Source organism: Marinobacter sp. ELB17, from assembly GCF_000169375.1.
Lineage (GTDB): Bacteria > Pseudomonadota > Gammaproteobacteria > Pseudomonadales > Oleiphilaceae > Marinobacter.
This window is the reverse complement of sequence record NZ_AAXY01000010.1, coordinates 20,053-46,381: the sequence shown is the minus strand read 5'-3', so window position 1 is coordinate 46,381 and position 26,329 is coordinate 20,053. Positions and strand designations below refer to the sequence as shown.

23 protein-coding genes and 4 pseudogenes are annotated in these 26,329 nt (G+C 53.4%); 22 read left to right on the top strand and 5 right to left on the bottom strand.

Annotated elements, in window-relative coordinates; all coding sequences use genetic code 11:
* Positions 1–223: 223 nt before the first annotated feature.
* The 7 genes from MELB17_RS13015 to MELB17_RS12985 all read left to right on the top strand — a co-directional run bounded on the left by MELB17_RS13015 (position 224) and on the right by MELB17_RS12985 (position 10,665).
* The gene (locus tag MELB17_RS13015; RefSeq protein ID WP_007350720.1) at positions 224–2,998 is read left to right on the top strand and encodes a DEAD/DEAH box helicase family protein; all 2,775 of its coding nucleotides are present in this window, start codon (positions 224–226) and stop codon (positions 2,996–2,998) included.
* Complete coding sequence (locus MELB17_RS13010) at positions 2,995–4,578, top strand: restriction endonuclease subunit S (protein ID WP_007350719.1); 1,584 nt, start codon at positions 2,995–2,997, stop codon at positions 4,576–4,578. Before MELB17_RS13015 ends, MELB17_RS13010 begins: the two co-directional genes overlap by 4 nt.
* Positions 4,575–6,146 (top strand): LA2681 family HEPN domain-containing protein, encoded by a 1,572-nt coding sequence (locus MELB17_RS13005; protein ID WP_007350718.1) that lies wholly within the window; start codon positions 4,575–4,577, stop codon positions 6,144–6,146. Before MELB17_RS13010 ends, MELB17_RS13005 begins: the two co-directional genes overlap by 4 nt.
* Positions 6,146–6,787: a DUF4433 domain-containing protein gene (locus tag MELB17_RS13000; RefSeq protein WP_007350717.1), complete on the top strand. Its 642-nt coding sequence runs from the start codon at positions 6,146–6,148 to the stop codon at positions 6,785–6,787. Before MELB17_RS13005 ends, MELB17_RS13000 begins: the two co-directional genes overlap by 1 nt.
* A gap of 17 nt (positions 6,788–6,804) precedes the next feature.
* On the top strand, positions 6,805–7,848 hold the full coding sequence (locus MELB17_RS12995; protein WP_007350716.1) for a macro domain-containing protein: 1,044 nt from the start codon (positions 6,805–6,807) through the stop codon (positions 7,846–7,848).
* A gap of 265 nt (positions 7,849–8,113) precedes the next feature.
* Positions 8,114–9,172, top strand: coding sequence for a virulence RhuM family protein (locus MELB17_RS12990; protein ID WP_007350715.1), 1,059 nt, complete (start codon positions 8,114–8,116; stop codon positions 9,170–9,172).
* On the top strand, positions 9,169–10,665 hold the full coding sequence (locus MELB17_RS12985) for a type I restriction-modification system subunit M (protein WP_007350714.1): 1,497 nt from the start codon (positions 9,169–9,171) through the stop codon (positions 10,663–10,665). Before MELB17_RS12990 ends, MELB17_RS12985 begins: the two co-directional genes overlap by 4 nt.
* Positions 10,666–10,740: 75 nt before the next feature.
* On the opposite strand, the gene MELB17_RS12980 is transcribed toward MELB17_RS12985, so the two are convergent.
* Complete coding sequence (locus MELB17_RS12980) at positions 10,741–12,525, bottom strand: DEAD/DEAH box helicase (protein WP_007350713.1); 1,785 nt, start codon at positions 12,523–12,525, stop codon at positions 10,741–10,743.
* A 369-nt stretch (positions 12,526–12,894) separates the two neighbouring features.
* Between MELB17_RS12980 and MELB17_RS12975 the strand changes: the two genes are divergently transcribed.
* The 3 genes from MELB17_RS12975 (at position 12,895) to MELB17_RS12965 (ending at position 15,381) form a co-directional block, all read left to right on the top strand.
* Complete coding sequence (locus MELB17_RS12975) at positions 12,895–13,575, top strand: TetR/AcrR family transcriptional regulator (protein ID WP_157133301.1); 681 nt, start codon at positions 12,895–12,897, stop codon at positions 13,573–13,575.
* Positions 13,576–13,793: 218 nt separating this feature from the next.
* A complete protein-coding gene (locus MELB17_RS12970) occupies positions 13,794–14,927 on the top strand; it encodes a zinc-dependent alcohol dehydrogenase family protein (RefSeq protein ID WP_007350711.1) in 1,134 nt (377 codons plus the stop codon).
* Positions 14,920–15,381, top strand: a complete 462-nt coding sequence (locus tag MELB17_RS12965) for an acyl-CoA thioesterase (RefSeq protein WP_007350710.1) — start codon at positions 14,920–14,922, stop codon at positions 15,379–15,381. Before MELB17_RS12970 ends, MELB17_RS12965 begins: the two co-directional genes overlap by 8 nt.
* Positions 15,382–15,430: 49 nt before the next feature.
* Here the strand turns inward: MELB17_RS12965 and MELB17_RS12960 are convergent, their stop codons facing one another.
* Complete coding sequence (locus MELB17_RS12960) at positions 15,431–16,138, bottom strand: SDR family NAD(P)-dependent oxidoreductase (RefSeq protein WP_007350709.1); 708 nt, start codon at positions 16,136–16,138, stop codon at positions 15,431–15,433.
* A 122-nt stretch (positions 16,139–16,260) separates the two neighbouring features.
* Here MELB17_RS12960 and MELB17_RS12955 point away from each other — a divergent pair, with 122 nt between their 5' ends.
* From MELB17_RS12955 to MELB17_RS25655, 11 genes and pseudogenes are all read left to right on the top strand, one after another.
* Positions 16,261–17,040 (top strand): cobalamin-binding protein, encoded by a 780-nt coding sequence (locus MELB17_RS12955; RefSeq protein ID WP_007350708.1) that lies wholly within the window; start codon positions 16,261–16,263, stop codon positions 17,038–17,040.
* Between the two features lie 140 nt (positions 17,041–17,180).
* Positions 17,181–17,477 (top strand): ArsR/SmtB family transcription factor, encoded by a 297-nt coding sequence (locus tag MELB17_RS12950; RefSeq protein ID WP_007350707.1) that lies wholly within the window; start codon positions 17,181–17,183, stop codon positions 17,475–17,477.
* A gap of 54 nt (positions 17,478–17,531) precedes the next feature.
* Positions 17,532–17,747, top strand: a pseudogene (locus tag MELB17_RS12945) (NAD(P)-dependent alcohol dehydrogenase); the annotation flags it as partial.
* Between the two features lie 498 nt (positions 17,748–18,245).
* A pseudogene (locus MELB17_RS25665) lies at positions 18,246–18,740 on the top strand (tyrosine-type recombinase/integrase); the annotation flags it as partial.
* Complete coding sequence (locus MELB17_RS12940) at positions 18,736–19,461, top strand: tyrosine-type recombinase/integrase (protein WP_007350705.1); 726 nt, start codon at positions 18,736–18,738, stop codon at positions 19,459–19,461. The pseudogene MELB17_RS25665 and the gene MELB17_RS12940, both read left to right, overlap by 5 nt.
* Positions 19,433–20,467 (top strand): tyrosine-type recombinase/integrase, encoded by a 1,035-nt coding sequence (locus MELB17_RS12935; protein WP_227498895.1) that lies wholly within the window; start codon positions 19,433–19,435, stop codon positions 20,465–20,467. The genes MELB17_RS12940 and MELB17_RS12935 overlap by 29 nt, the downstream gene beginning before the upstream one ends.
* 395 nt (positions 20,468–20,862) lie before the next feature.
* Entirely contained in the window at positions 20,863–21,645 is a 783-nt protein-coding gene (locus MELB17_RS25085; protein ID WP_007350703.1) for a site-specific integrase, read from the top strand.
* Positions 21,552–22,112: a tyrosine-type recombinase/integrase gene (locus tag MELB17_RS25080; RefSeq protein ID WP_319795885.1), complete on the top strand. Its 561-nt coding sequence runs from the start codon at positions 21,552–21,554 to the stop codon at positions 22,110–22,112. The genes MELB17_RS25085 and MELB17_RS25080 overlap by 94 nt, the downstream gene beginning before the upstream one ends.
* Positions 22,091–23,056, top strand: coding sequence for a tyrosine-type recombinase/integrase (locus MELB17_RS12925; RefSeq protein WP_227498758.1), 966 nt, complete (start codon positions 22,091–22,093; stop codon positions 23,054–23,056). Before MELB17_RS25080 ends, MELB17_RS12925 begins: the two co-directional genes overlap by 22 nt.
* On the top strand, positions 23,053–23,412 hold the full coding sequence (locus MELB17_RS25660; RefSeq protein WP_007350701.1) for a site-specific integrase: 360 nt from the start codon (positions 23,053–23,055) through the stop codon (positions 23,410–23,412). The genes MELB17_RS12925 and MELB17_RS25660 overlap by 4 nt, the downstream gene beginning before the upstream one ends.
* 28 nt (positions 23,413–23,440) lie before the next feature.
* Positions 23,441–24,061 carry a tyrosine-type recombinase/integrase gene (locus MELB17_RS25655; RefSeq protein WP_227498904.1) on the top strand — a complete coding sequence of 207 codons (621 nt, stop codon included), beginning with the start codon at positions 23,441–23,443 and terminating at the stop codon, positions 24,059–24,061.
* Between the two features lie 88 nt (positions 24,062–24,149).
* On the opposite strand, the pseudogene MELB17_RS23860 reads toward MELB17_RS25655, so the two are convergent.
* Positions 24,150–24,597 (bottom strand): annotated as a pseudogene (locus tag MELB17_RS23860) (IS66 family transposase); the annotation flags it as partial.
* A gap of 104 nt (positions 24,598–24,701) precedes the next feature.
* Here MELB17_RS23860 and MELB17_RS23855 point away from each other — a divergent pair.
* Positions 24,702–24,896, top strand: a pseudogene (locus MELB17_RS23855) (TatD family hydrolase); the annotation flags it as partial.
* Here the strand turns inward: MELB17_RS23855 and MELB17_RS12915 are convergent.
* Both MELB17_RS12915 and MELB17_RS12910 read right to left on the bottom strand, forming a co-directional pair.
* Positions 24,865–25,584: an ABC transporter ATP-binding protein gene (locus MELB17_RS12915; RefSeq protein WP_007350697.1), complete on the bottom strand. Its 720-nt coding sequence runs from the start codon at positions 25,582–25,584 to the stop codon at positions 24,865–24,867. The pseudogene MELB17_RS23855 and the gene MELB17_RS12915 sit on opposite strands and share 32 nt — an antisense overlap.
* Positions 25,581–26,327: an ABC transporter ATP-binding protein gene (locus tag MELB17_RS12910; RefSeq protein ID WP_007350696.1), complete on the bottom strand. Its 747-nt coding sequence runs from the start codon at positions 26,325–26,327 to the stop codon at positions 25,581–25,583. Before MELB17_RS12910 ends, MELB17_RS12915 begins: the two co-directional genes overlap by 4 nt.
* Between the last annotated feature and the right edge of the window lie 2 nt (positions 26,328–26,329).

Genomic DNA, 26,329 nt, shown 5'->3' with positions numbered 1-26,329 from the left:
ACAATGGCGATAAATTATACATGCTGACCCAACTCCAGAGGGGGCAGCACCTTGCAGGGAAGTGTGAACACTAACTGCAGTGTACCGTGATAAACCAGCTGCCTGAACATCGACAACCCTGCGGCAACAGGGTAAGTTTTTTGCTCTATCAGGAATTTGCCGAAGTATTTCTCATGAGACAGGGCATTGCCAAGGCTCACCGGGATAAAAACATGGAGTCCGTATGAGCAAGCCCTCGGCAAACCAGAACCCGGAACAAAAAGCTCGTGACCGGATAGACAGCCAGCTGATTGCAGCCGGCTGGCTGGTGCAGGATAAGAAATCGATCAACCTGAATGCTGGCCCCGGAATAGCCGTCCGTGAATACCAAACCGACGTTGGCCCAGCCGACTATGTACTGTTTGTGGCTAAACAAGCCGCTGGCGTGATTGAGGCCAAGCCGGAAGATTGGGGCCATAAGATTACGATGGTGGAGGATCAGTCGCAGGGTTATGCCAATGCGACCCTGAAATGGGTCAACAACCCAACCGCCCTGCGTTTTGTATACGAAAGCACTGGTGTGATTACCCGGTTCACCGACGGCGGAGACCCTGCCCCTCGCTCACGCGAAGTTTTCAACTTCCACCGGCCAGAAACCCTGGCAGAATGGTTGAGTCAGCCAGCAACTTTGCGTGCCCGCTTGCAACAGCTTTCGCCACTGGTTCATGACGGCTTGCGCGACTGCCAGATCACCGCCATTACCAATCTAGAAGAATCCTTCAAACAGGACAAACCCCGCGCCCTGGTACAAATGGCTACTGGCTCCGGCAAAACCTTTACCGCCATTACTGCCAGCTACCGGTTGCTGAAACACGCCGGTGCCAAACGCATCCTGTTTCTTGTGGACACCAAAAACCTCGGTGAACAGGCCGAGCAGGAATTCATGGCCTTTCTGCCCAATGACGACAATCGCAAGTTTACCGAGCTGTACAGCTTGCAGCGGCTCAAATCGTCTTTTATGGCCACCGACACCCAGGTCAGCATTAGCACCATCCAGCGCATGTACTCCCTGCTCAAGGGTGAAGACCTGGATGAAGCTACAGAGGAAAGCCCGCTGATCGGCGCCAATCTTTTGAACAAAACCCCGCTGCCGGTGGTGTATAACCAAAAGATACCGCCGGAGTTCTTCGATTTTATCGTCATCGACGAATGCCACCGCTCGATCTACAACCTGTGGCGGCAAGTCATCGAATACTTTGATGCCTACCTGATTGGCCTCACTGCCACACCGGATAACCGCACCTATGGCTTTTTCAACAAAAACGTAGTCAGTGAATACGATCACGAAAAAGCCGTAGCCGATGGCGTCAACGTGGGCAATGAAATCTATGTCATCGAAACTGAAAAGACTAAACAGGGTGGCGTGCTGACCGCCCAGCAGCAGATTGAAAAACGTGAACGCCTGACCCGCAAAAAACGCTGGGAGATTCAGGACGAAGACGAAGCCTACACCGGCAAGCAGCTCGATCGCGATATCGTCAACCCGGACCAGATCCGCACTGTGATTCGTACCTTCAAAGAAAAACTACCGGACATATTCCCCGGACGGAAAGAAGTACCTAAAACCCTCATCTTCGCCAAAACCGACAGCCACGCCGACGATATCATCAACTCCGTGCGCGAGGAGTTTGGCGAGGGCAACCAGTTCTGTAAAAAGATCACCTATAAGATCGAAGAAGACCCGAAATCTGTGCTCGCCCAGTTTCGCAACGATTACTACCCGCGCATTGCCGTCACCGTAGACATGATTGCCACCGGCACTGACGTCAAACCACTGGAATGCTTGCTGTTCATGCGCGACGTCAAAAGCCGCAACTACTTTGAACAGATGAAAGGCCGAGGTACTCGCACCCTGGATGCCGACAGCCTGAAAAAAGTCACGCCCTCTGCCACTACCGCCAAAACCCATTATGTGATTGTCGATTCCATCGGCGTCACCAAATCCCTGAAAACCGCCAGCCAGCCGCTGATTACCAGACCCGGCGTGTCACTGAAGAATCTCGCCATGGGTGTGATGATGGGCCAGCACGACGAAGATACCGTCAGCTCACTGGCTGCCCGCCTCGCCCGGCTGGACAAACAACTGGACGACAAAGAGCGCGCCCGCATCAGTGAAAAAGCCGGCGGCAAACCGCTGCTGTTGATTGTTGGCGAACTCTTCAACGCCATCAACCCGGACACCATCGAGCAAACAGCCCTGACCCTCGCCGGGCAACCAGAAGGCACCAACCCCGGTGACAGCGCCCGTGATCAGGCCCGCGAACAACTGGTCGGCCAGGCCGCCAACGTATTTAACGGTGAGCTGGTGGAACTGATCGACAGCATCCGCCGCGATAAAGAACAAACCCTCGTCCACGACGACCTGGACAGCGTTATCGCTGCAGAGTGGGCAGGCGACACCGAAGACAACGCCAAAGCCCTCACCCAGGAATTTGCCGACTACCTGCAAGAGCACCGCGACGACATAGAAGCCCTGAGCATCTACTTCCAGACCCCGGCCCGCCGCAGCGACATCACCTATCAGATGATCCGTGAACTGCTCGAACGCCTGCGCAGCGACCGTCCCAAGCTGGCCCCACTGCGCATTTGGCAAGCCTACGCCCATTTGGACAACTACAAGGGCGACAGCCCCATCGGCGACCTGACTGCGCTGGTAGCCCTGCTTCGCCGCGTCACCGGGCTGGACAACACCCTTTCGACCTACGCCGCCACCGTGCGCCGCAACTTCCAAAGCTGGATCATGCAACACCACAGCGGCGCCGGTGAAAAATTCAACGAGGAACAAATGGCCTGGCTACAAATGGTCCGCGACCACATCATCAGCTCTTTCCATGTCGAACGCGATGACCTGGAAATGGCACCGTTTGACAGCAAAGGCGGTATGGGAAGGATGTATCAATTGTTTGGTGATGGGATGGATGACGTGATTGAGGAATTGAATCGGGAGTTGGTGGCGTGAGTGCAGAATTAAACGAGCTGGCGGATGGTTGGGTCGAATGCGTAATTGAGGACGTCGTAGGAAAAGGTGGAATATTCAAGGATGGTGATTGGGTAGAAAGCAAGGATCAAGACCCGAATGGCGATGTCAGACTAATCCAATTGGCAGATATCGGGGATGGAAGGTTTTTAGATAAATCCTCAAGATTTCTTACGAGATCAAAAGCCCGTGAATTGAACTGCACCTTTCTTAGGGCCGGAGATATTCTCGTTGCGCGTATGCCGGATCCGCTAGGCCGGTGTTGTATTTTCCCTCTGGACGAGGATGGTCGATATGTCACTGTGGTTGATATTTGTGCAATTCGATTTGGCGATTCAAGAGTTAACGCTAAATTTATGATGTACCTGATAAATAGCCCGTCTATCCGAGGAAAAATTAGCGCGCTGCAGTCCGGTTCAACTCGGAAAAGAATTTCGAGAGGCAATTTGGCAACGATTCCATTGCCGCTGCCACCTCTAAACGAACAACACCGCATCGTCGCCAAAATCGAAACCCTATTCTCCGAACTGGACAAGGGCATCGAATCCCTGAAAACAGCCCGCGAGCAACTCAAAGTCTACCGCCAGGCCGTGCTCAAACACGCCTTCGAAGGCAAGCTCACCGCGAAGTGGCGCGAACAAAACAAGGACAAACTGGAAACACCTCAACAACTCCTCGCCCGCATCCAACAGGAACGCCAGGCCCGCTACCAGCAAAAACTGCAAGAATGGCAGGTCGCCGTCAAGATGTGGGAGGAAAATGGCAAAAAAGAGAATAAGCCGGGGAAGCCAAAAAAACTTGCTGCATTAAAAGAAACTTCAGAAAACGAAACAAGAAATTTTCCCCAGTTGCCTGTCGGATGGACATATGTCCGCTTGGGCTTGTTAATTGAGGAGCCAACGTATGGCACTTCAAAAAAATGCTCCTATGATTCCGGCCAGGTAGGTGTACTAAGAATTCCAAACATTTCTCATGGCGCTATAGATTCGTCTAATCTGAAATTCGCTTCATTTGAAGAGCATGAAGTCAAAGCACTAGCACTTGCAAAAGGCGACCTGCTCACTATCCGCTCAAATGGTAGTGTTTCTCTCGTTGGTAGTTGCGCCCTAATCGCAGAGGAAGATACTGATTTTTTATTTGCTGGCTATCTTATTCGATTGCGTCCAAACCATGATTTAGTCGCCCCGTTTTTTTTACTTTCGGTTCTAACTAGTCACCTATTAAGACGACAGATCGAAAGTGCCGCAAAGTCAACTAGTGGCGTGAACAACATCAACACTGGCGAGATTCAGAATTTAATTGTGCCTTTGCCTTCGATGGTTGAGCAAGTTGAGCTGTTAAAGTTTCTTGAGATCAGCACTCCAAATATCGCGGTTGCTGAGTACGAGATTGAAGTGCAACTCAAGAAATCCGAAGTCCTCCGCCAGTCCATCCTGAAAAAAGCCTTCTCCGGCAAACTCGTCCCGCAAGACCCAAACGACGAACCCGCCAGCGCCCTGCTTGCCCGTATTCATTCAGAAAGAGCCGGGCGGTCTCCGGTGAAGACAAGGGTAAAAGAATGAGTCGTAAATATACCGATTGGGAGCTTGGCCAGCATACTCTGCTTGAATCAATGAACCATATTGCCGAGTTGGTTGATGATGCCGCTGACAAAGAACTTCCTGAGCAGGCCAGGCAGGCGCTGTGCCTATGCGACGCATTAGAAGCACATCTTGATGCACGCCAACTAGTTGAACTTAATTATTTTCGGGCCAATGCCTGGTCAGTAATCCGTTATGCAAATCACCGCAACGGATCAAATATATGGGAATGGAATCAGCCTGAGATCCTGTACGAAATTTATTACTTGCGTTCTGCGGTGCGGTCTTCCGGTTTTCAATCACTTGACCTTTCAAGGCAGTGCCAAATATTGGTAAATACCGCAAATATACTGAATCATATCGGGCGACCGATAGAAGCAATCGAGCATTGGACCCGCGCTATTAATGTTTTGCCAAACTTCGCGATGGCGCGTGGAAATCTTGGGTTTGGCCTCGAATCGTATTCACATCATATTTATGACGCGGGCCATCAGATTGTTATTTTCAAAGAGGCGTGCAGCCTACTTCGATCGGTCACCGACAAAGGCATCATATGGGATCGAATTGATTACCAAGAAATTAAAAATAACATGGTAGAAAAGGCCGAGAACATTGAGTCAAATGTCGATTTTAGATCGATTCAACATGTTTCACTTACGGAGCACTCCTTGGGCCGGTCACTTACCGAGCGTCGTTACCGGGAGTGGGCCTTGGATAATGTACTATTCTTGTCTCCGCTTAATGAGCTTGGTGCGTATCCGATTGCCGCCCAGGATATTCTGAACCTGCCTGACATGGTTCGGCCGATTGGTGAGCCGCCTCATTTTATTGGGTTCTTCAACCAGATTAAACAAGAATTTACCTCCGCACGTTTTCTGTGTTGGCAAGGAATTATGGAATCTAAAAATCACAAAAAACACTATTCGGATAAGAAAGTCTTTCTATTCAATACTTTGGATTATCCTGCATACTCTATCTTTGTTGAGCAGGTCAAAATTGCTTTTCGTATGGCTTATTCGCTATTCGATAAAATTGCATTCTTTATCAACGAGTACTGGTCGTTGGGAATGCGGGAATGTTCGATTAACTTTCAGTCCATTTGGTTTAAAGGAGGCAATAGAAAGAATTCTCCGGTTTTACGTGATTGTTTTCAGAATCAACAGAATCTTCCTTTAAGAGGGCTCTACTGGCTAAGCAAGGATTTTGTTGAAAATGACCGATATGGCAATATTGCTTTGGGTGAAACAATGGAGCCCGATGCATTTATGTTGCGCTCAGTTCGAAACCATTTGGAACACAAATATCTCAAAGTCCATGATGATGTATGGAACTATACCGACCGCTCTGAAAAAGGATTATTTGCCGATCAGTGGGCATTTCACCTGTCAATGCAAGAGCTGAATGAAAAGACAATAAGAATATTAAAAACGGCAAGGGCAGGACTGACCTATTTATCGTTAGCCGTCCATCGCGAGGAAAATATTCGCCGCTCTCAGATGCCGGACAAGTTAACGTTGCCCATGAAATTACCTCAGTGGGAGCAATTCTGATGACTGTCCCAGCTCAACCAAAAGTCTATCACATCGTCCACGTTGATCGGCTGGCATCGATTATTGCCGATCAGGTGTTGTGGAGCGATGCGCAAGTCATCGCTCGTGCGCCAGCAGGCACGACCATTGGCATGAGTGGAATCAAGCAGCGCCGCCTCAATGAGTTGACCTTGACCAGCCACCCCGATTTGTATGTGGGTGCTTGCGTACCATTTTACTTTTGCCCACGCTCCATCATGTTGTATCTGATTTATCAGGGTAACCATCCGGATCTCGGCTACAAGGGAGGGCAAGGCCCCATAATTCACCTTGAGGCAGACTTGAATGATTCTGTGGCCTGGGCTGAGGCGAATCAACAACGCTGGGCTTTTACCCTTTCTAACGCAGGCTCGTGTTACTTCGAAGATCGTTCAGACCTGTTCAGGCTGAATGAGATAAACTGGACTGCGGTTGGCGCACGCAACTGGATGTCCTGCAAGGATGGCAAACAAGCCGAGTTCCTTCTGGAAAACTGCTACCCCTGGCACCTTGTCGAACGTGTCGGGGTATGTTCGCAGGCGATCTACACACAGGTGGCAAATATTTTGGCCGGTGTACCCCACCGACCAGACCTACAAATCAAACCAGACTGGTACTACTGATAATGGAGGAGGCCAAGATGATCGAATACAAAACCGGCGACATCCTGCGTGAGGACGCCGACGCCATTATCAATACCGTAAATTGTGTCGGTGTGATGGGGCGTGGAATTGCGCTGCAGTTCAAGAAAGCCTTCCCAGACAACTTCAAGGCCTACGCCGCCGCGTGTAAAAATCGTCAGGTTGAGCCAGGACGTATGTTTGTCTTCGAGACTGGGCAACTGACGGCGCCACGCTACATAGTCAACTTCCCCACCAAACGCCACTGGCGGGGTGCCAGCCGTCTGGAAGACATCGACGCCGGACTCAAGGCTCTGGTCGACACGATCCACCAGTATCAGATTCAATCTATTGCTATCCCCCCTCTGGGAAGCGGCCTTGGGGGTCTGGACTGGTCGGAAGTAAAGCCGCGCATTGAGTCAGCACTAAGACCGCTCGGCGATGTGCGGGTGATTGTCTATGAGCCCAAGGGCGCACCGCCTGCACAAAAGATGGTGCAGAACCGTAAGGTGCCTGAGATGACCGCCGGAAGGGCCGCTCTGGTAGAACTGGTAAATCGTTATCTTGGTGGCCTGCTGGACCCATCCGTCACGCTGTTGGAGGTGCATAAACTGATGTACTTCATGCAAGAGGCAGGCGAGCCACTGCGGCTAAAATATCAAAAAGCGGGCTATGGCCCGTATGCGGAGAACCTGCGCCATGTATTGAACGCGGTAGAAGGGCACCTTCTGTCTGGCTATGCCGATGGCGGCGATGCGCCAGACAAACCGTTGCAACTGGTGCCCGGTGCGGTGGACGATGCCAGCCGTTTTCTCCTGCAACACCCGGACACCCTGTCTCGGTTTGATAAAGTGGCGCAGCTTGTTGAGGGTTTTGAATCGCCCTTTGGTCTGGAGCTGCTATCCACTGTGCACTGGGTCATCAAGAAAGAGTCAGCTTCTACACGGGAACAGGCCATCCGCCAGGTGTATGACTGGAATGATCGCAAACATCAGTTCTCAGAGCGTCAGATTGAGTTGGCTGCCCGGGTATTAGAAACGAAGGGATGGACAGAAGCCGTCTAGGGAAGCGCCATTCAACAAAGTCATGCGCTATGTGCCCTGGTGGGCTTAATCTGGATTTGCTTGACCGTTGCTTGACTCAAGAGCCTGAAAAATGATCAGGGAAATTTAAAGCATACAAAAACAACTGGTTATGTTTTCGTTTTGCGTGACCAGTGCTTGAGGGAGATCCCCCTGAACAAATCGGCTTAATGCTGTTCACATATACAGTGTTTTGTTATTCTTCGGTTAACCGTTATGCCAAGTGGCGCGCCGCAAGGAGGCAGCAATGAGCAATCAACTGATCCGCAACAGCACCGCCGAATTTTTGATTTTCACCGGGCAATCGAGCGAGCAAAGCATCGAAGCACGGTATGAAGATGAGTCCATCTGGCTGACGCAAAAGCTGATGGCCGAATTGTTTGGCGTTGATGTCCGCACCATCAATGAGCACCTGAGAAACATATTTAAATCCAATGAATTGGATGAGCGTTCAGTTATCCGGAAATTCCGGACAACTGCCGCAGATGGGAAAAACTACAACACCCAACACTACAGCCTCGACGCCATCATCTCTGTCGGCTACCGCGTCAACTCACTACGAGCCACCCAGTTCCGCCAATGGGCCACTAGGGTGCTGCATGAATTTGCGATCAAGGGCTATGTGATTGACCGCGAGCGGATGGAGAACGGTAGTTTTCTGGGTGAGGATTACTTTGAGCGTTTACTGGAAGAAATCCGTGAAATCCGGCTTTCGGAGCGGCGTTTCTATCAGAAAATCACCGACATTTATGCCACCAGTTTGGATTACAACGGTGAGGCGCCAACCACTAAGACCTTCTTTGCCAAGGTTCAGAACAAACTGCATTACGCCATCCATGGCCATACCGCTGCCGAACTGGTAAAGCTGCGCGCCAACAGCAGCAAGCCGAATATGGGGCTGACCAGTTGGACCAAGGCGCCTGAGGGCAAGATTCTCAAGACCGATGTGGGTACGGCTAAAAACTACCTGAGCAAGGATGAGCTGGATTCCCTAGGCAGAATAGTGAACGCCTACCTTGAGCTGGCGGAAGACCGCGCCAAACGTAAAATCCCGATGACAATGGAAGACTGGGCGAAGCGCCTCGATGCTTTTTTGAAATTTGATGAACGCGACATTCTGCAGGACAGCGGCAGCATCAGCGCAGCGTTGGCCCGCCAATACGCCGAAAGTGAATTCGAGAGCTACCGTATTATCCAGGACCGCTTGTTCGAGAGCGACTTCGACAAGCTGGTCGAAAACCGCGATAACACGGCAGATAACGACTTACCCTTGAAAGACAAAACCGATAAGGATTTAACCGAATGAGCCCGGCAAGCGCCCCGATCATCTCCAAAGTATGGAGTTTCTGCACCACCCTGCGTGACGACGGCGTTGGCTATGGAGATTATCTGGAACAGCTTACTTACCTGATCTTCCTGAAGATGGCAGATGAGTACGCCAAGCCACCTTACAACCGTGATGTGGGCATTCCGGAACAGTACCGCTGGCATACACTGAAAACCAAAAAGGGTGCGGAGCTGGAAGTGCTCTACGTGGAGCTGCTACGAGCACTGGGTACCCAAAAGGGAATGCTCGGCCAGATTTTTACCAAGGCGCAGAACAAGATCCAGGACCCGGCTAAACTGTATCGCCTGATTGATATGGTGGACAGCACGCAATGGGTGATCATGGGTGCGGACGTCAAAGGGGATATCTACGAGGGCCTGCTGGAGAAAAATGCCGAGGATACCAAGTCGGGTGCTGGCCAGTACTTCACCCCGCGCGCTTTGATCCGGGCGATGGTGGACTGTTTGCGCCCGGAACCGGGCAAGACTATCGCCGATCCGGCCTGTGGCACGGGTGGGTTTTTTCTTGCGGCATACGATTTTCTGACCGATACACAGAATTACCAGTTGGACAAGGCGCAGAAGAGCTTTATCAAGCATGACACCTTCTTCGGCAACGAGATTGTCGCCAACACCCGCCGCATGTGCCTGATGAACATGTTCCTGCACAACATTGGCGAGATTGACGGTGATAGCCTTGTGTCGCCTAACGATGCCCTGGTGGCCGCCAGCCCGCAGAGTTTCGACTATGTGCTGGCGAACCCGCCTTTCGGCAAAAAAAGCTCCATGAGCTTTACCAATGAGGAAGGCGAACAGGAAACCGATGACCTGACCTACAACCGTCAGGATTTCTGGGCTACTACTTCGAACAAGCAGCTCAACTTTGTGCAGCATATCCGCAGCATGCTCAAGACCACCGGCAAGGCCGCAGTGGTAGTACCGGATAACGTGCTGTTTGAAGGTGGTGCCGGTGAAACCATCCGCAGGAAGCTGCTGAAGAATACTGACCTGCACACCATTTTACGCCTGCCCACCGGAATCTTTTACGCCCATGGCGTGAAGGCAAACATTCTGTTTTTTGATAACCAGACGGCCAGCCCAAGCCCTTGGACGAAAGAGGTCTGGTTTTACGATTACCGTACCAATGTGCACCACACGCTGAAGAAAAAGCCCTTGCGTTACGAGGACATGGCCGACTTTATCGCCTGTTACAATCCGGCGAACCGGCAGAAGCGCGCTGACACCTGGAACCCAGACACCAATCCTGATGGCCGTTGGCGCAAGTACAGCTACAAAGAACTGGCTGCCCGCGACAAGACCAGCCTGGATGTGTTCTGGCTTAAAGATAAAAGCCTGACAGACCTGGATAACTTACCAGAACCGGACGAACTGGCTGAAGAAATCATTGAGAATCTGGAGGCCGGGCTGAATAGTTTTCGGGAGGTGTTAGCAGGGCTGGGGGAAAAGGTTTGATATGAACGTAGGTGAACGGAACCCGAGACAGAGTCAGTGCAAACTGGCGGGCTTAACACTTAACAGGCTTCACGCTTAATACGCCTTACGATAGTTACCCTGATAATCAAAGATCCGTTCCTGCACCTGCCAGTAGTGCTTTTGTTTGCGAGCAATAACAAAATCCGGTGCAGGCAACGAGGCTTGTATCGCAAGCACCTGTTCAATCCTGCTGAACTCTTGCGGGGCCTGGCTATTCGCTAAACGCCGTCCAAACAGTTTGTTAAAAACGTTGCGTTGTGTCGGCTTGCTGAAATCAAAAGACTCGCTGAGCTCTTCCCCTTCTTCACCGTGATAGGTGATTCTCAGTTTGCTCTCGTTTTTGCTGTCATTGACGCTTAATGTAATCCCGGCGCAACGAATCACCATGGCATCTTTGAGTTTCAGCGCGTCTCTTAGCTGATCATCCGGGTCGATAATGGCTTTTTTACACTGCTGACAGTTACGGGCCGCGATATCATTCTCGGCACCGCAGTGTGGGCACTCCTTGAAACGAAAACGGTAATCGCACTGTTCAGGGCGTCTGTTCTGCGCTGCAGGTTCATCCTCTTCAGCAGGCCCTAGCAGCCCCTGACAACGACGACCGAAGTGCTCGATAACATGGCCCTCACTGTCTGCTTTGCCCCAGAAGATATTGGCAAAACCGCAGCCCGGGCAAAATACCTGCACCGGCTCACAATCCGGGTTCGGTTTCTTCTCCCCCACTTCCGGGTGATACAGATTGACACTGTTACCCGCATAATCAATCACCAGACAATCCTGTTTACCGTCGTCCAGACGAAGACCGCGACCCACAATCTGCTGATACAGGCTGACCGACTGGGTGGGACGAAGAATGGCGATGAAGTCCACATGGGGCGCATCAAAGCCCGTGGTGAGTACGGATACATTCACCAGATACTTTAACTGCTGCTGTTTAAAGCGCTGAATCAGCGAATCCCGCTCATTCAGATCGGTAGCGCCGGTAATCAAGGCGGTTTGGTGTTCCGGCAGATAGCCGGTGATTTCCCGCGCATGATCCACCGTTGCAGCAAAGAGCATCACCGCCTTTCGCTTAACAGCCAGCTCCATCACTTGCTCAATAATGGCACGGGTTACACGCCGATGTTTGCCCAGCAGCTGATTAACGTCTTTTTCGGCGTATTCGCCAAAACGGTTCTGAGACAGCGCGGAGAAATCGTATTGCGCCACCGCCGCGTTAACCAACTCGGGCCGGGTGAGATACCCCCGATTAATCATATAGCTCAGCGACAGCTCATAAATGCAATGCCCAAAGGGCTTATTCTGCTTATCACTACAGCTACGAACAAAGCCCCGGTAGTGATAGCGATAGATCCAGCCCATGCCCAGGCGATAGGGTGTGGCGGTTAACCCGAGCACTTTAAGGGAGTCATTTTGTTGCCGTAGCAACTCGATGATTGTTTGATACTGGCTGCTGTCATCTCCACTGACCCGATGGCACTCATCGATGATGATCAATGAGTATTGATCTCTGAACTGATCCAGATTCGCCGATACAGACTGCACACTGGCGAAGGTCACCTGATGCCGGTTTTCCTTACGTTTTAACCCGGCGGAGAAAACGCCGCCCGTTAAGCCATAGCTCTGGTATTTGGCGTGATTTTGCTCAACAAGCTCTTTTACGTGGGTCAGCACCAGAATTTTACGTCGGGCGAGACGGGCCAATTCGGCAATCACCAGACTTTTACCCGCACCGGTCGGCAACACAATAACGGCGGAATCATCCGATTTGCGAAAATGTTTCAACGTGGCGTCAACAGCCTCCTGCTGGTAAGGCCGCAGCTTAAAAGGAGCATTCATTTTGCAGCACTTGATTGTTATCAGGATGAGAAGAGAAAATCATACTATCAAGGATCGATGCCATTACCTGCATCAGTTTGAAACGACACAGCCCACCGGTGAAAACTGGCGGATTTTATGGTTCTAGAACAATTCAGACTTCCTCGATTTGAGCAAGTTTCTTCGGGGTAAGGTTGTAGTCGGCCTCGGTTACCGCCGGATGTTTGGGAAGTCGCCTCGCAACCGTCAGTAATATTACGGCAAGGTTCATCGTTTTATACTCGTTAGTATGCTTGTTAATACAAAGTTATTACTGGAGAGTATCGAATGGCAAGGAAAGCTCACACAGACATTTCACGGTTAAGCAGAGGGGCTCTAAGGGCTGTAGACATGAATATAAAACAGAAAACAGAGCGACAACTCGCTCAAAAGAAAGTGAGCCGGTCACCCTTCGACCGGGAGCTCGTGCGAGAGAGCAAGCGTGATGCCGTTCTGAGCGTCGCGGCGTCTGCGTTTAACCGCGGGGGTTACGCGAACACGTCAATGGATAACGTGGCAGAGGCGCTGCAGATCACCAAACTAACTCTCTACCGGTATTTCAAGAACAAACAACAGATCCTTTTCGAACTCCACATGCACGCCATGAACCACGGCGAAGAGGCATTGTGGCTCGCGCACGCGACAGGCTCTACCGGTCTTGAAAAATTTTTGATTTGTTGCCGACGGTATATGCAGGGTATTTTCGGCGAATTTGGCACCTGTCCGGTGCTGGTGGACGTCGGCTCGCTGAAAAATCCCGAAAAGGATCGTGTGATCGAGCGGCGCGCAAAAATTTCGAAAGCAACGGTGAAAATTATTCAGGAAGGAATCGCCGATGGCACCATCGGCGCGTGCGACGCTCGGCTTGCTACACTTTACACACTGAGTGCTCTCAACTGGATACCACTCTGGTATCGCGACGACGGTCGCAAAACAGCCGACGAAGTAGCTGACGAATTTCTAGAACTCTTCGAACGCACGCTGACTGGACAAGCGAGTCACCAACGCCCTCTTGCGGACTCCAAAGCTTGACAGGAAATGTCATAAAGTCAGGAAATGAACACTCAATCGTCGGGCTGCTGGCGCGGTGTCCACAACAAGGAAATCGCGCGTTACAGTCGACCATAAAGACATCGACGCAGCTTGCTCAGAGGCAAAAGACATAGGTTCGAATCCTATCGTCCTAACCCATCAGATTTTTAGTAACGTGCGTCTATTTCGAACAAACACCAAAAAAAGGGAGAAGGTCAATGAAAATCCGCGCAGCCGTCCTCCAAGCCATCGGCGTTCAGCGCCCTTATAGCGATACCCAGCCTCTAATCATTGAAGAGCTGGTTCTCGACCCACCTGGCGATCACGAGGTGCTGGTGCAGATCAAAGCTGCAGGCCTTTGCCATTCGGACCTGTCTGTGATTGACGGAAACAGGCCCCGCCCGGTACCTATGACACTGGGCCACGAAGCGGCGGGAGTTGTGAAAGCTTTAGGTAACGGTGTTCACGATCTGAAGCGAGGAGATCATGTGATCACCGTATTCGTGCCAAGCTGCGGCCATTGCGCGCCCTGCGCCGAAGGCCGGCCAGCGTTATGTGAGCCGGCAGCCAAAGCCAATAACGCCGGCATATTGATCGGCGGTTCTCATCGCATGCACCGAACAGACGGCACACCCATTAACCATCATCTCGGCGTGTCTGCCTTTGCCGACCATGTGGTGGTATCAAGGAATTCGCTGATAAAAGTCGATGCGTCGTTGCCCTTTCACCATGCTGCCCTGTTCGGTTGTGCGGTACTGACAGGTGTGGGTGCAGTCATCAACTCTGCCGACATCAAAGCCGGGCAAACAGTGGCCGTGATCGGACTGGGTGGCGTAGGGTTGAATAGTGTCCTTGGCGCTCTGGTGGCTGGTGCTGGTGAGGTCATCGCCATCGATCTGGACAACAGCAAACTTGCTCTAGCAAAAGAACTCGGTGCCAGCCACACATTCAACTCAGCCGAAGACGGCTGCGTGGATACCATCAAAGCACTCACTAATGGCGGCGTCGACTGTGCCATCGAAATGGCTGGCTCGGAAAAAGCCCTGGAATTTGCCTATCAGGTCACACGCCGGGGTGGAACCACAGTTACCGGTGGCCTAGCTCATCCGGACAAAAAAGTAGCCATCCAGCAGGTTAGCTTAGTGGCAGAGGAGCGCACCTTGAAAGGCAGTTACGTAGGCAGCTGCGTGCCAGTACGGGACGTTGCTCGCTATGTCAGCCTGTTCCGTCAAGGCAAACTCCCGGTGGACAAACTGCTAAGCGCTACGCTCCGGCTGGAGCAGATCAACGAGGGCTTCGAAGCACTGGCCGCCGGCAAGGCCATTCGGCAAGTAATTCTGTTCAATGATTAACACAGGGAGTAATGCCTTGAACCGCGCAAATTTTTCGATTTTTTATCCGATCACCACTCGATGGATGGACAACGACATCTACGGTCATGTGAACAATGTAACCTACTATTCCTACTTTGATTCCGCCATCAACCGTTACCTCATTGAAGAGGGCGGGCTCGATATTCACAACGCGCCGGTGGTTGGCTTTATCGTCAGTTCAAACTGTCAGTTCAAAAAACCCATCGCCTACCCTGATGCGATTGAAGTGGGACTTCGTGTGAGCAAGTTGGGCAGCAAGTCGGTGACCTATGAGGTGGCCATTTTCTGCGAAGGGGAACCTGACGCCGCTGCCATTGGGCAATTGGTACACGTATTTGTGAACCGTACTGAAAATACCTCAACACCCATTCCAGTTGCCATCCGGGTTGCCCTTGAGAAGATTGTCCACTCCTGTGCACCAAGCGGCAGCTGAAACCCAGAAAGCCCGCTTCCTTCCCTGGCTCCTTTTCACGAGAAATGCATCAGAGGTTTTGAATGGTCGACATTCCACCGTCTACACCCAATATCTGTCCCGTAATCCAGGATGCCTTTTCACTAAGCAGAAATGAAGCTGCCTCAGAGATGTCTTCGGGCTTCCCATACCTTTTGAGCGGGTGGCGTTTATTTCCGGCTTCTTTTTTTGAGTCATTGCTGAGCAAGCGCTCCGCCATTGGCGTATCGGTCAGTGAGAGTGCAATTCCGTTTACGCGAATAGTGGGTGCAAGCTCGGCACTCAGTGCTCTTATCAGACCCTCTACCCCACCTTTGGCTGCAGCCACCGAAGCGTGAAAGGTGAGTCCTCTTTGTACCGCGACAGTACTCAAAAGAACAACAGCTGCACTTCCGGCTTTTTTCATTCCCGGAAGCGACGCCTGGATGGTATTTACGGCGCCAATAACGTTTACATTAAAATCCTCTATAAAATCTTTGTTGCTCAGTCGCTGAAAAGGCTTCAGATTAATGCTTCCACCCAAATACGCCACTCCGTGTATCTCTTCCGGCAAAAATGACCAATCTGCAGAATCGTCTGTCGCATCGATATCAGCGACTGTAATGTTGCCGCCGCTTTCGAGCCGCGACGTCGCACTCCGGGAAGCGATGTAAAGATGTACATCGGTTTTTTCCAAGTTCTCTTTCAAGGCCTTACCAATCCCAGTTGTGCCGCCAATCAAAACAATATTTCTTGACATTATTCCTCCAGCCTATCAATTTCTTTGAAAGTAATGAGTATCTACGCCCTTGAAAAGACCCTGGCCCACCTCCCGATTTTCCGCCCTGTTTGGGAATCCCGCGTACAAAGGTATATGCAGCCATGAATTACCCCCAACGCATTGTCTGCCTCACTGAGGAAACCACGGAAACACTCTACGCCATCGGCGCGGAGGATCGCATCGTTGGCATATCTGGATTCACGGTCAGGCCCGAAAGGGCCAAGAAGGAAAAGCCCAAGGTTTCCGCCTTCACCTCCGCCAAGATCGGGCGAATAGTGGAGCTGAAGCCGGACCTGGTCCTGGGGTTCTCGGACATGCAGGCGGATATTGCTGCCGAGCTGGTGCGGAATGGCGTTGCCGTACACATCTTTAATCAACGTACCGTGGCCGGGATTTTGTCCATGATCCGAACCCTTGGCGGCATGCTGGGCCTCTCCGCCAAGACAGACGCCTACGCCCATGAGCTGGCCGCCAGGGTTGAGCGAGTCCGGCTCGAAAAGATGAGAACAAACCGCCCCCGCGTCTACTTCGAAGAGTGGGGCGACCCCATAATCACCGGCATAGGCTGGGTATCGGAGCTGATTGGCATCGCGGGTGGCGAAGATATCTTTCCTGAAAAAGCAGCCGAACCCGGTGCGAAGGAACGCATCATTCAGAATCCCGAAGAGGTCGTGAACCGCAAGCCGGATATCATCATCGGCTCTTGGTGCGGGCGTAAATTTCGCCCGGATCAAGTAGCCGGGCGATCCGGCTGGGAAGCTATCCCTGCCGTGGCGAACAACCACCTCTACGAGATCAAGTCACCCCTGATTCTTCAACCCGGACCAGCTGCGCTAACGGATGGGCTGGACGCGTTGTGTGAGATCATTGACCGGGTGTGACGATCACAACGAAATGGCAAGGCAGGGGCAAAACGCAAGACCTGATCCCGTCACCCCGCACCCCGCACCCCGCACCTCAGGATGAACGGTCAACAAATCACGTGTTGATCATTTCGTAAAAAAGCGTAACATCATTGACCATGATACTCGAACAGCTCAAAGCTCTGGGTAATGACACTCGCATGCAAATGATGGAGTGGCTCAAAGACCCGCTCAATAATTTCCCACCTCAGGATCATGACGATCCTGCGATTGGAGTGTGCGTGACCCATTTGCAGCACAAGGCCGGGCTTTCACCTTCTACCGCGTCTGCGCACTTGGCCATCTTGCAACGTGCAGGCTTCGTGCTAACCACTCGCATTGGCAAGTGGACCTACTACCGGCGCAACGAGCAGCTGATTGCTGACTTTGCGACAAAGCTGAGAATCGAGTTGTAATTTTTAACCATTCATTTCGTTATTTTGCGTAATTAAAAAATATAAGGGAACCCCATGAGCATCAAAACTATCTTCGTCCAACCCGGCGGCGGCTATGAAAAGGTCGTTGTTAGCAGCAGCGAAGTCAGCGCCACAGTACGTGATGAAATCACCGTGCGCCTTCACGCCAACTCGCTCAACTACCACGACTTCGCGGTGGTCAGCGGCATGTGGGGCCCTAGCGAAAAACGCATCCCCATGGCAGATGGCGCAGGTGAAGCAACAGTTCTCAGGGTCAGGTCTTGCGTTTTGCCTTTCGAATAATCCGGCTTACGCGAGAATAATGAAGTCAAAAGAAATCGCCGGTCTCCTTCATGTCGTATCCGCCGCTTAGATAGGATAGAACGATAGCCTCGTTCCGAGAAGGAGCAACATCAGCACGGTTTTTTAAGGAATTTGCCAAGGGGCGACGTTAGCTGGACGTTATCTCGCTCAGCCGATCTGGCCCCTCCCCCGCTGTCAGCCTAGTCGTCCAGTTGGCGATTTCGCCTAAATTCGTGTCAGATTGGGCGGTGTGAGAGCAGTCATGCCACGTTATTCCGAGGAACGTAAAGCGGCCGTGTTGAAGAAGTTTTTACCTCCGCAGAACCGCAGTGCATTCTGCTTCGGAAGTTTCTTCAGGAATGCTGTCGCGAGGGAACGGCAAGGTTTCTGAGACTTTCCTCGGAAGACATTGTCCGTTTTATAGCCGACCACGCTCATGACCATTCCCCCCGAACAGCAAGATCCATGTGCTGGACGCTGCGCGCATTCACTCGTTATTTGGTGTACAGGGGGTCTATCGTTGACGATCTCGCCGCCGCTGTTCCCAGTGTGCGGAGCTGGCGATTCGGACCACTGCCTGATCATCTTCCACCTCCCAAGATCCAGCGTGTGCTCGATGGCTGTGACCGGACAACTGCGATTGAGAAACGAGACTGTGCAGTGCTACTTTTGCTGGCACGCCTCGGATTGAGGGCCAACGAGGTTGCCACACTGGCGCTGGAAGACATCGACTGGCACTCGGGCCTCTTGACTGTACGGGGTAAGGGCCGTCAACTCGCAGTTATGCCCATCTTGTCCGAGGTCGGCATTGCGCTGGCCGATTACCTGCAACACGGACGATGGACTACCGACAGTCGCCGGGTATTCATCCGTTCACTCGCTCCACACCGAGGATTCACGTCATCGAGCAGTATCTCGATGATCGCTGTCTCTGCGCTGGAGCGGGCCGGCGTACATGTGTCTCGTAAAGGTACCCACATTTTTCGCTACAGCCTTGCAACTCAGCTTTGCCCGGTATCTGCGCAACAGCGAGCCGCGTACAGAGATTCCTCCAACAGGACTCATCCCGCGTTCTGGACGAATTCGCCCCTACCTCTACTCCGATACGGAAATTCAAACACTGCTGACAGCTGCATTGGCGCTGCCCCCCGAGCAAGCGCTTCGACGGTGGACATACCACTGTCTGTTTGGGCTCTTGGCGGTCACGGGTCTACGAATTGGCGAGGCACTGGCGCTGAGGCGTGATGATGTAGACATTGAAGAGGGTATCCTCACGATTCGTGGGGCCAAATTCGGCAAGTCACGCTGGGTGACAATACATCCGAGTACCCGACAGGTTCTATTGGATTATGCGCATCGACGGGATGTGCATCTCGCCACGCCCCACAGTCCGTATTTTCTCGTTGCGGAGCGTGGTGGTCAGTTGCTACCGCAGTATGTCTATCGGGTTTTTTGGGCTCTGTCGCGCCAGACCGGACTCCGGGCTGCGACCGCTCACACAGGTCCGAGGCTGCTCGACGGGTACCGGGCCGGGAAGGATGTGGACAACCTGATGCCTGTGCTGTCGACGTATCTCGGTCATACGTGCATTCGTGACACCTATTGGTATCTGTCAGCTTGCCCCGAGCTCATGGAACACGCCACGCGCCGACTTGAGAAACACTGGGAGGCATTGCCATGAACACTCCCACTCTACCGGCTCTGCTGGAACGCTTCTTTACCGATCGGCTTATGCGTCAGCGACACGTCAGCGACACGTCAGCGCGAACACCATAGCGTCCTATCGCGACACCTTCCGGCTGCTGCTGGTATTTACCCAAAAACAATTGGGCAAGCCGCCGTCATCTCTCAACCTAGAAGATATCGATGCGACGCTTGTCAGCGCCTTTCTCGAGGATCTGGAAGTCAATCGTTCGATTAGCGCCCGGACCCGAAACCTGAGGCTGACTGCCATTCGATCTTTCTTCCGTTTTGTGTCCTACGAAGAGCCCGCACACAGTGCACAAATCCAGCGAGTACTGGCAGTGCCCGATAAACGTCAGGACAGGAGGATAGTGCATTTTCTGGCGAGACCAGAGATTGAGGCGCTACTGGCGGCACCGGATCAATCAACGTGGATCGGTCGTCGGGATCATACGTTACTGCTGCTTGCTGTACAGACAGGTTTACGACTTTCCGAACTCACAGGTCTTGATCGCGCTTCGGTTGTGCTGGGCAGCGATGCCCACGTTCATTGTCTGGGTAAGGGCCGGAAGGAGCGGTGCACACCTCTTACACGCACTGTCTCAAGGGCAATCCAGGAAGGGTTAAAGGAACCGGCCAGGTGTGACAGCAAGGCATTGTTCTCGACAAGACAAGGCCGGCGACTGAGCGCCGACGCGGTCCAGTACCTTGTTGCAAAATATGCGGATATCACGCGGCAGCATTGCCCTTCACTAAAACAGAAGCGGATCACCCCGCATGTCCTGAGGCACAGCGCGGCAATGGAGCTGCTTCAAGCGGGGGTAGACTGTTCAGTTATAGCATTGTGGCTGGGGCATGAGTCGGTTGAGACCACCCAGGTTTACCTTCATGCTCATATGGCTCTGAAGGAAGCTGCGCTGGCAAAAATAGATCCATTAGGGCATGCCGGAATAAAGCGCTATCAGCCCGGAGATGAACTGCTCGCGTTCCTGAATAACTTGTAGCTGATCGCAAACTATGCCGAACCGGCACCGTTAGTGAAAGACCCAAAATGGCGTGGTGTCGGCTTATTTACGCAAACGACAAAGCCAGTTCGGCATAGTTCTGGGTTCGGCATAAACTGCTCTATGCCGCATGCGGCATAGGGCGGTCTCGACCAGGGAATAACACGTGGCACTGGCGCGGGCGCCCTGCGAGGTGTCCGCAAACAGCCACGCTTTTCGGTTATGCAAAGCTTCGCATAACGGTAGTTATCCTCACCCTATAATTATGCAAGGTTTGTTGGGCTATTCCGGCAAAGGCCAGTGGCGACGAAGCTTTTAGCTGTGTTGTAGCTATCGAGCTTTGCATAAAAACAGTGTTTCCTGTGGGCTCGTCCCTAACCGCAGGAGCACACACCATGCCCGCCGATAAAACCCTCACAAACCTTGTTCGCTACAACTGGCTGATTGATAGTCCGCTCGAGAGCGTCGTTTCATCCTACATTAAGGCGCTGCGAGGCCAGCGCTACGCTGATCGCACCATCAGAATCTATTTGGGCTGCCTTGCCCATTTTGGTTTCTGGCTTAAAGCTGAAGAGCTCGAGTTGACGCACGTCGATTCATCCCTTATTAAACGGTTCGTGCGCGAACACCTCCCGGCGTGCACCTGTCCCGTACCCTGCTACGATTCTGTAGGCTGCTCCGGAGCGGCGCTTCGGCATCTGCTCAAAATACTGATGCGTTCACAGCCATCGCCAACGATGGCGAAGGATCCAGTGACGATCGAGCTCACTCGGTTCGCCGAGTACTTAACGGATACTTGCGGGCTATCATCAGCCACCCGTGACAGCCGAGCTCAACACGTTGGGGCGTTCCTCTACGACGTAGGCGTTACTGATACCGTGAGCGTCTTGTCGCTGTCGGCGACCGACATAGATGCTTACTTTTCGACGCTGACGTCGCGCCTACGGCCGGCATCGCTGCGTATCGTGTGCAACAGTCTGCGTAGCTACTTTCGTTACCGTGCCGTGCGCGGTGACGAGACCGACGGGCTAGCGGCAGCGCTTCCACGAATCGCAGACTGGCGCCGGGCCACGTTGCCCAAGGTATTGTCGGACGCCGAACTAACGGCCTTTCTGGATGCCTTCGATCGCACGGACCCGTTGGCCTGCGTGACTATGCCATCGCGCGCTGCCTGCTGATCTGGGTTTACGCGGTCACGAGTACCTACCTCACGCTGGAGTCGATCGACTGGCGCAGGGCAATACTGACCATCAGCGGTACCAAAAGTAAACGCATTCAACAGCTTCCCCTGCCTGCGTCCACGGGAGAGGCGGTAGCGCAGTATCTGCGACAGGGACGCCCGCAGACGACGAGCCGCAGACTATTCGTCCGGCACCGGGCACCGCTCGACACGCCACTGAGCGTTCCGGCCATTCGCAATTCAATGAACCGCGCCTTTGTTCGTTGCGGTTTGCGCGATCAGTTCTGCAACACACACGTGCTGCGGCGAACGATGGCAACGCAGCTACAGCGCGCTGGGGTCTCAGTCAAAGAGATCGCCGACGTATTGCGTCACAAGAGTCTTGACACTGCCTACAGCTACGCCCGCGTTGACGTGGAGCAATTGCGCGCGATGGCACTGCCGTGGCCCGGGAGCCCGTCATGAGCGCCCGGTTGTCTTGGATGGCGCGGGTCGAAGCGTACCTGGCGTATCGTCGTCGTAACGGATTCGAGCTAACCATCGACGCAACGCAGCTTCAGTCATTTGCCCGTTTCGCGGATGAGGTCTCTCCTGAAGGGCATCTGACGGTGCCGCTCGCTGTCGCATGGGCACAGACTTCGCAGCTTAAGGCGTCGTTTACCTGGGCGCGCCGCATCGGGATTCTTCGCGGTTTCGCCCGCTTTTGCCAGCGCGAGGATCCGGCGACGGAGGTTCCACCGCGAAGTCTCTTTGGTTCGGCCCACCGGCGTCTCATCCCACACATCTACACAGAAGCCGAACTGTGCACACTGCTTGAAGCCACGCATGGCTTGGCGCCCACCGAGGGATTGCGTCCAGCAACTTGCCACTGTGTTTTTGGCTTGCTCGCCGCGACCGGGCTACGCATCGCCGAAGCACTGACACTAACCGCGGCTGACGTCGACATGGACAGTGGCGTTTTGCATATCCGCGAAGCGAAGTTCCATCAGCAGCGTCTCGTACCGCTGCATCCGAGCGTTACCGACTCGTTGCGCGCCTATGCACGACAGCGAGATAGGCTCGTGCCACGGCCTTGTTGTGACAAGTTCTTCCTGCGTGATGATGGCAGCGGCGTAAATCAGCCCAGCATGCTGTATGCCTTACAGAGGCTGTGTCAGCAACTGGACTGGCAAACGCGCGGTGACTATCAGCGTCACCGCCTGCATGACATCCGGCACACCTTCATCGTGAGAAGCATGCTGCGCCTCTATGAAGAGGGCGTAGATATTGATCGTGCCATTCTGGCGCTATCAACCTACGTCGGGCACGCCAAGGTGAGCGACACCTACTGGTATGTCACCGGCATTCCCGAACTGATGGCGATCGCCGCCGAACGCTTTCACCTCTATACGCAAGGAGAGGCGTCATGAACCCCTTGCTCACCGCTCCCACCGAATTCGGCGCGTTGCTCCAGCGCTTCTTCGCCGAGCGCTTGATCCAGCAACAGAACGTCAGCCCCCGAACAGTCGCTGCCTATCGCGATACCTTCAAGCTCTTGCTGAACTATGTGGGACGCGCAACGGGCAAGCCACCTGCCATGCTGGCACTGTGCGATGTCGATGCGGCCTTGGTGCTGAATTTCCTCACGCATCTCGAGACCGAACGGCACAACACCATTCGCACGCGCAATGCAAGATTGGCGGCGGTTCGTGCCTTTGCCCACTACGTCGCCTCACAAGCGCCGCCAGCTCTGCATCTTGCACAACAGATTCTCGCGATACTATGAAACGCTTCGAACGACCCATGCTTGAGTTCTGTCTCGCGACGAGGTTCGCGCGCTGCTTGCAGCCCCGGGTATAACGACCTGGTGCGGGCGCCGCGACACCGCCATGCTCACGGTGCTTTACAACACCGGCGCTCGGGTTTCCGAACTGATCGGCATCCGGGTGGCCGATATCACGTTGGCGGCAACCGCCTCTGTGCGCCTACATGGCAAGGGCCGCAAACAACGAACCGTGCCTCTATGGAAGGAAACGGCGAAGGAAATCCGGCAGTGGCTAAAATACGCCGACTTGCATGTCGAGCAACCCCTCATTCCAAACCGCAGCGGATTGCCAATGACGCGCACCAATGTGGCCGAACGACTGAACCTGGCCGTCAGCACCGCGACAAAGATGTGTCCACAGTTAGCAGGCCGCAGGATCTCGCCGCATACCTGGCGCCATACGACGGCCATGCACCTGTTGCAGGCGGGCGTCGATCTGACCGTGATCGCGTTGTGGCTCGGTCACGAAAGCCCCGTCACCACTCACGGCTATGTCGAAGCGGACATGGGCATGAAGGAGCGGGCCCTTGCCGCCATCACCCCACCTGCGACCCAGCACAAGCGCTACCGCCCGACGGACGCACTCCTCCAGTTCCTGGAAAGTCTCTGAAATTATGCAAACCTCCGCTCGCGCTCCGCCCCTGAAAATACCGCTTGTGTTCCGACGAACCTTGCATAATTATCGGGTGCAGATAATTTCGATCCAGTGCGAATGGACGGATGGCGTTTTCGGCCAGCACGTTGCTGATCTGTAGGTCGCCTCGTTCGCAGTAGCCCACCAAGGCGGGCCATTGGTTCAACGGATAATCCATCGCAGTATGTGTCAGGGTGCCCTTTGCAACCTTGCCTGCGTTGGCCTCCAGCCAGGTCTTCAGAGTGTTCAGTCCGGGTACACTCAGTTCCTGACAAATACGGTAACGCTGCTCCGCACTCAACGCTGTGATTTTACGTTCGATGGCGTATCAGCGGTTTGAACACGTCATCCAGGTAGATAACCCAGTGTGCCATGCTGGTGCGGCTGAGCTCATGACCCAAGCGTTTGAACATGTGCTCCAAACGATACAGAGGCAGGCCCTCGGCGTATTTTGAGGTGATGATGTAAGCCAGCAAAGAGGTGGTGGCCGTGCACTTGCCCAGCGGATGAACCCGGTGGACACGGCATGAAGCAGATCGGCGATTTCTTTGGGCTGCATTATTCTCGCGTAAGCCGGATTATTCGAGAGGCAAAACGCAAGACCTGACCCCGAGGAACTTCCGAGGAACTTCTGACTCCGGTGCCTTACCGGGGCAAGGAAAACGCGCCGTTCTACATTCCTTTTGTGGCGGAGAAAGTCGCCGAGGTAAAAGAGCTGCCACTCGATGAAGTGGTAAAGACCACCTACCAGAACAGCCTGCGAGTGTGTTTCGGCAAACCTAATCACTACCACCCATGTAAATCGACATGAGGTGTTCGTCGCTTCGTATATCGTCTCTGGTGCCAGAAAACTTATTTTTTCCACCTGCAAAAATATAAACACTGTCCGCCACCGGAAGCGCCTCCCGAATATTCTGCTCGATCATGATCACTCCAACACCGCGTTCGCGTAAAGCCTGTACTCTGTCCATGGTCTCATTGACCAAGGCAGGCGAAAGGCCCGCTGAAGGCTCATCCAGCATCACGAAAGCTGGATTCGGCACCAGTGCCCGGGCGATTGCCACCATCATTTGCTCACCACCGGAAAGCGAGCCCGCCGCAACGTTGCGTCGTCGTTGCAGGTTCGGATAGTCCGCGATCAATGTTTCGATGCGATCCTCAACGTCACGGGTATTCGTCAGCGAATAGCCACCCATTCGCAGATTTTCCATTACTGAAAACCGGGGGAACACACCGCCACCCTGAGGCATCATCACGATGCCTTTGCGAACCACCTCATGGACAGGAAGCCCGGTGAGATCAGTATCGCCCAACGTTATCTTTCCTGCCCACGGCGGCAGCAACCCGGCTATGCCCTTGATCACGGTGGATTTGCCACTGCCATTGGGGCCAAACACGCAGGTGATGTGGCCCGGCTGCGCCGTTAGGGAGATACTATGAACGATCTCCTGCTTACCGTAACCGGTAGTCAGATCGACAACTTTGAGCGCCTCGCTCATGACTGCCGTCCCAAGTAGGCATGTTGAACTTCGACGTTGCTCGCTATTTCTTCGAAGGTGCCTTCGGCCACAACCTCACCCATATTCATAACAATGAGTCGGTCACATATCTCACGCACCATTTCCATGTCGTGCTCGATAATCAGGAAGGTTATACCGGTCTGGCGAAGGCGCCGTATGGCATCCAGAATAATGCGACGGATATTTGGATGAACACCCGCGGTGACCTCATCAAGCAAAATCACTTTTGGGTCGCGCATGCACACCCGGCCAAATTCAAGAAGCTTCTGCTGCCCCCCGGACAGCTCCGAGGCCAGATTATTGATAACGTGCGTGATCTGAAGCATCTCCGCTACTTCCTCGGCCCTGCGTGGTGCGCCTTTCCAGTCACCCTCGACGGCCGCGGCCAACAAGTTTTCACGCACGCTCATGTTGTCGAACAGAGAGGGGATTTGAAATGTCCGCCCTATGCCCGAGCGAGCGATACGCCAGGTTGGCTGACCCGTGACATCAACACCATCAAGCCAAATACGCCCTTCATCCGCTGGCTGCCCCCCTGCCGCCAGACTGAACAGTGTGGACTTTCCGCTACCATTCGGCCCGATCACACCGACCACCTCACCCGGTGCTACCACCAGACTGACGCCGGCAACCGCGGTAACCCCACCGAAACGTTTGACGACCGACTCCAGGACCAGCGGTGATTTATCCGTGGAGGATGTCTTAATCGCAGGGGACGACATAA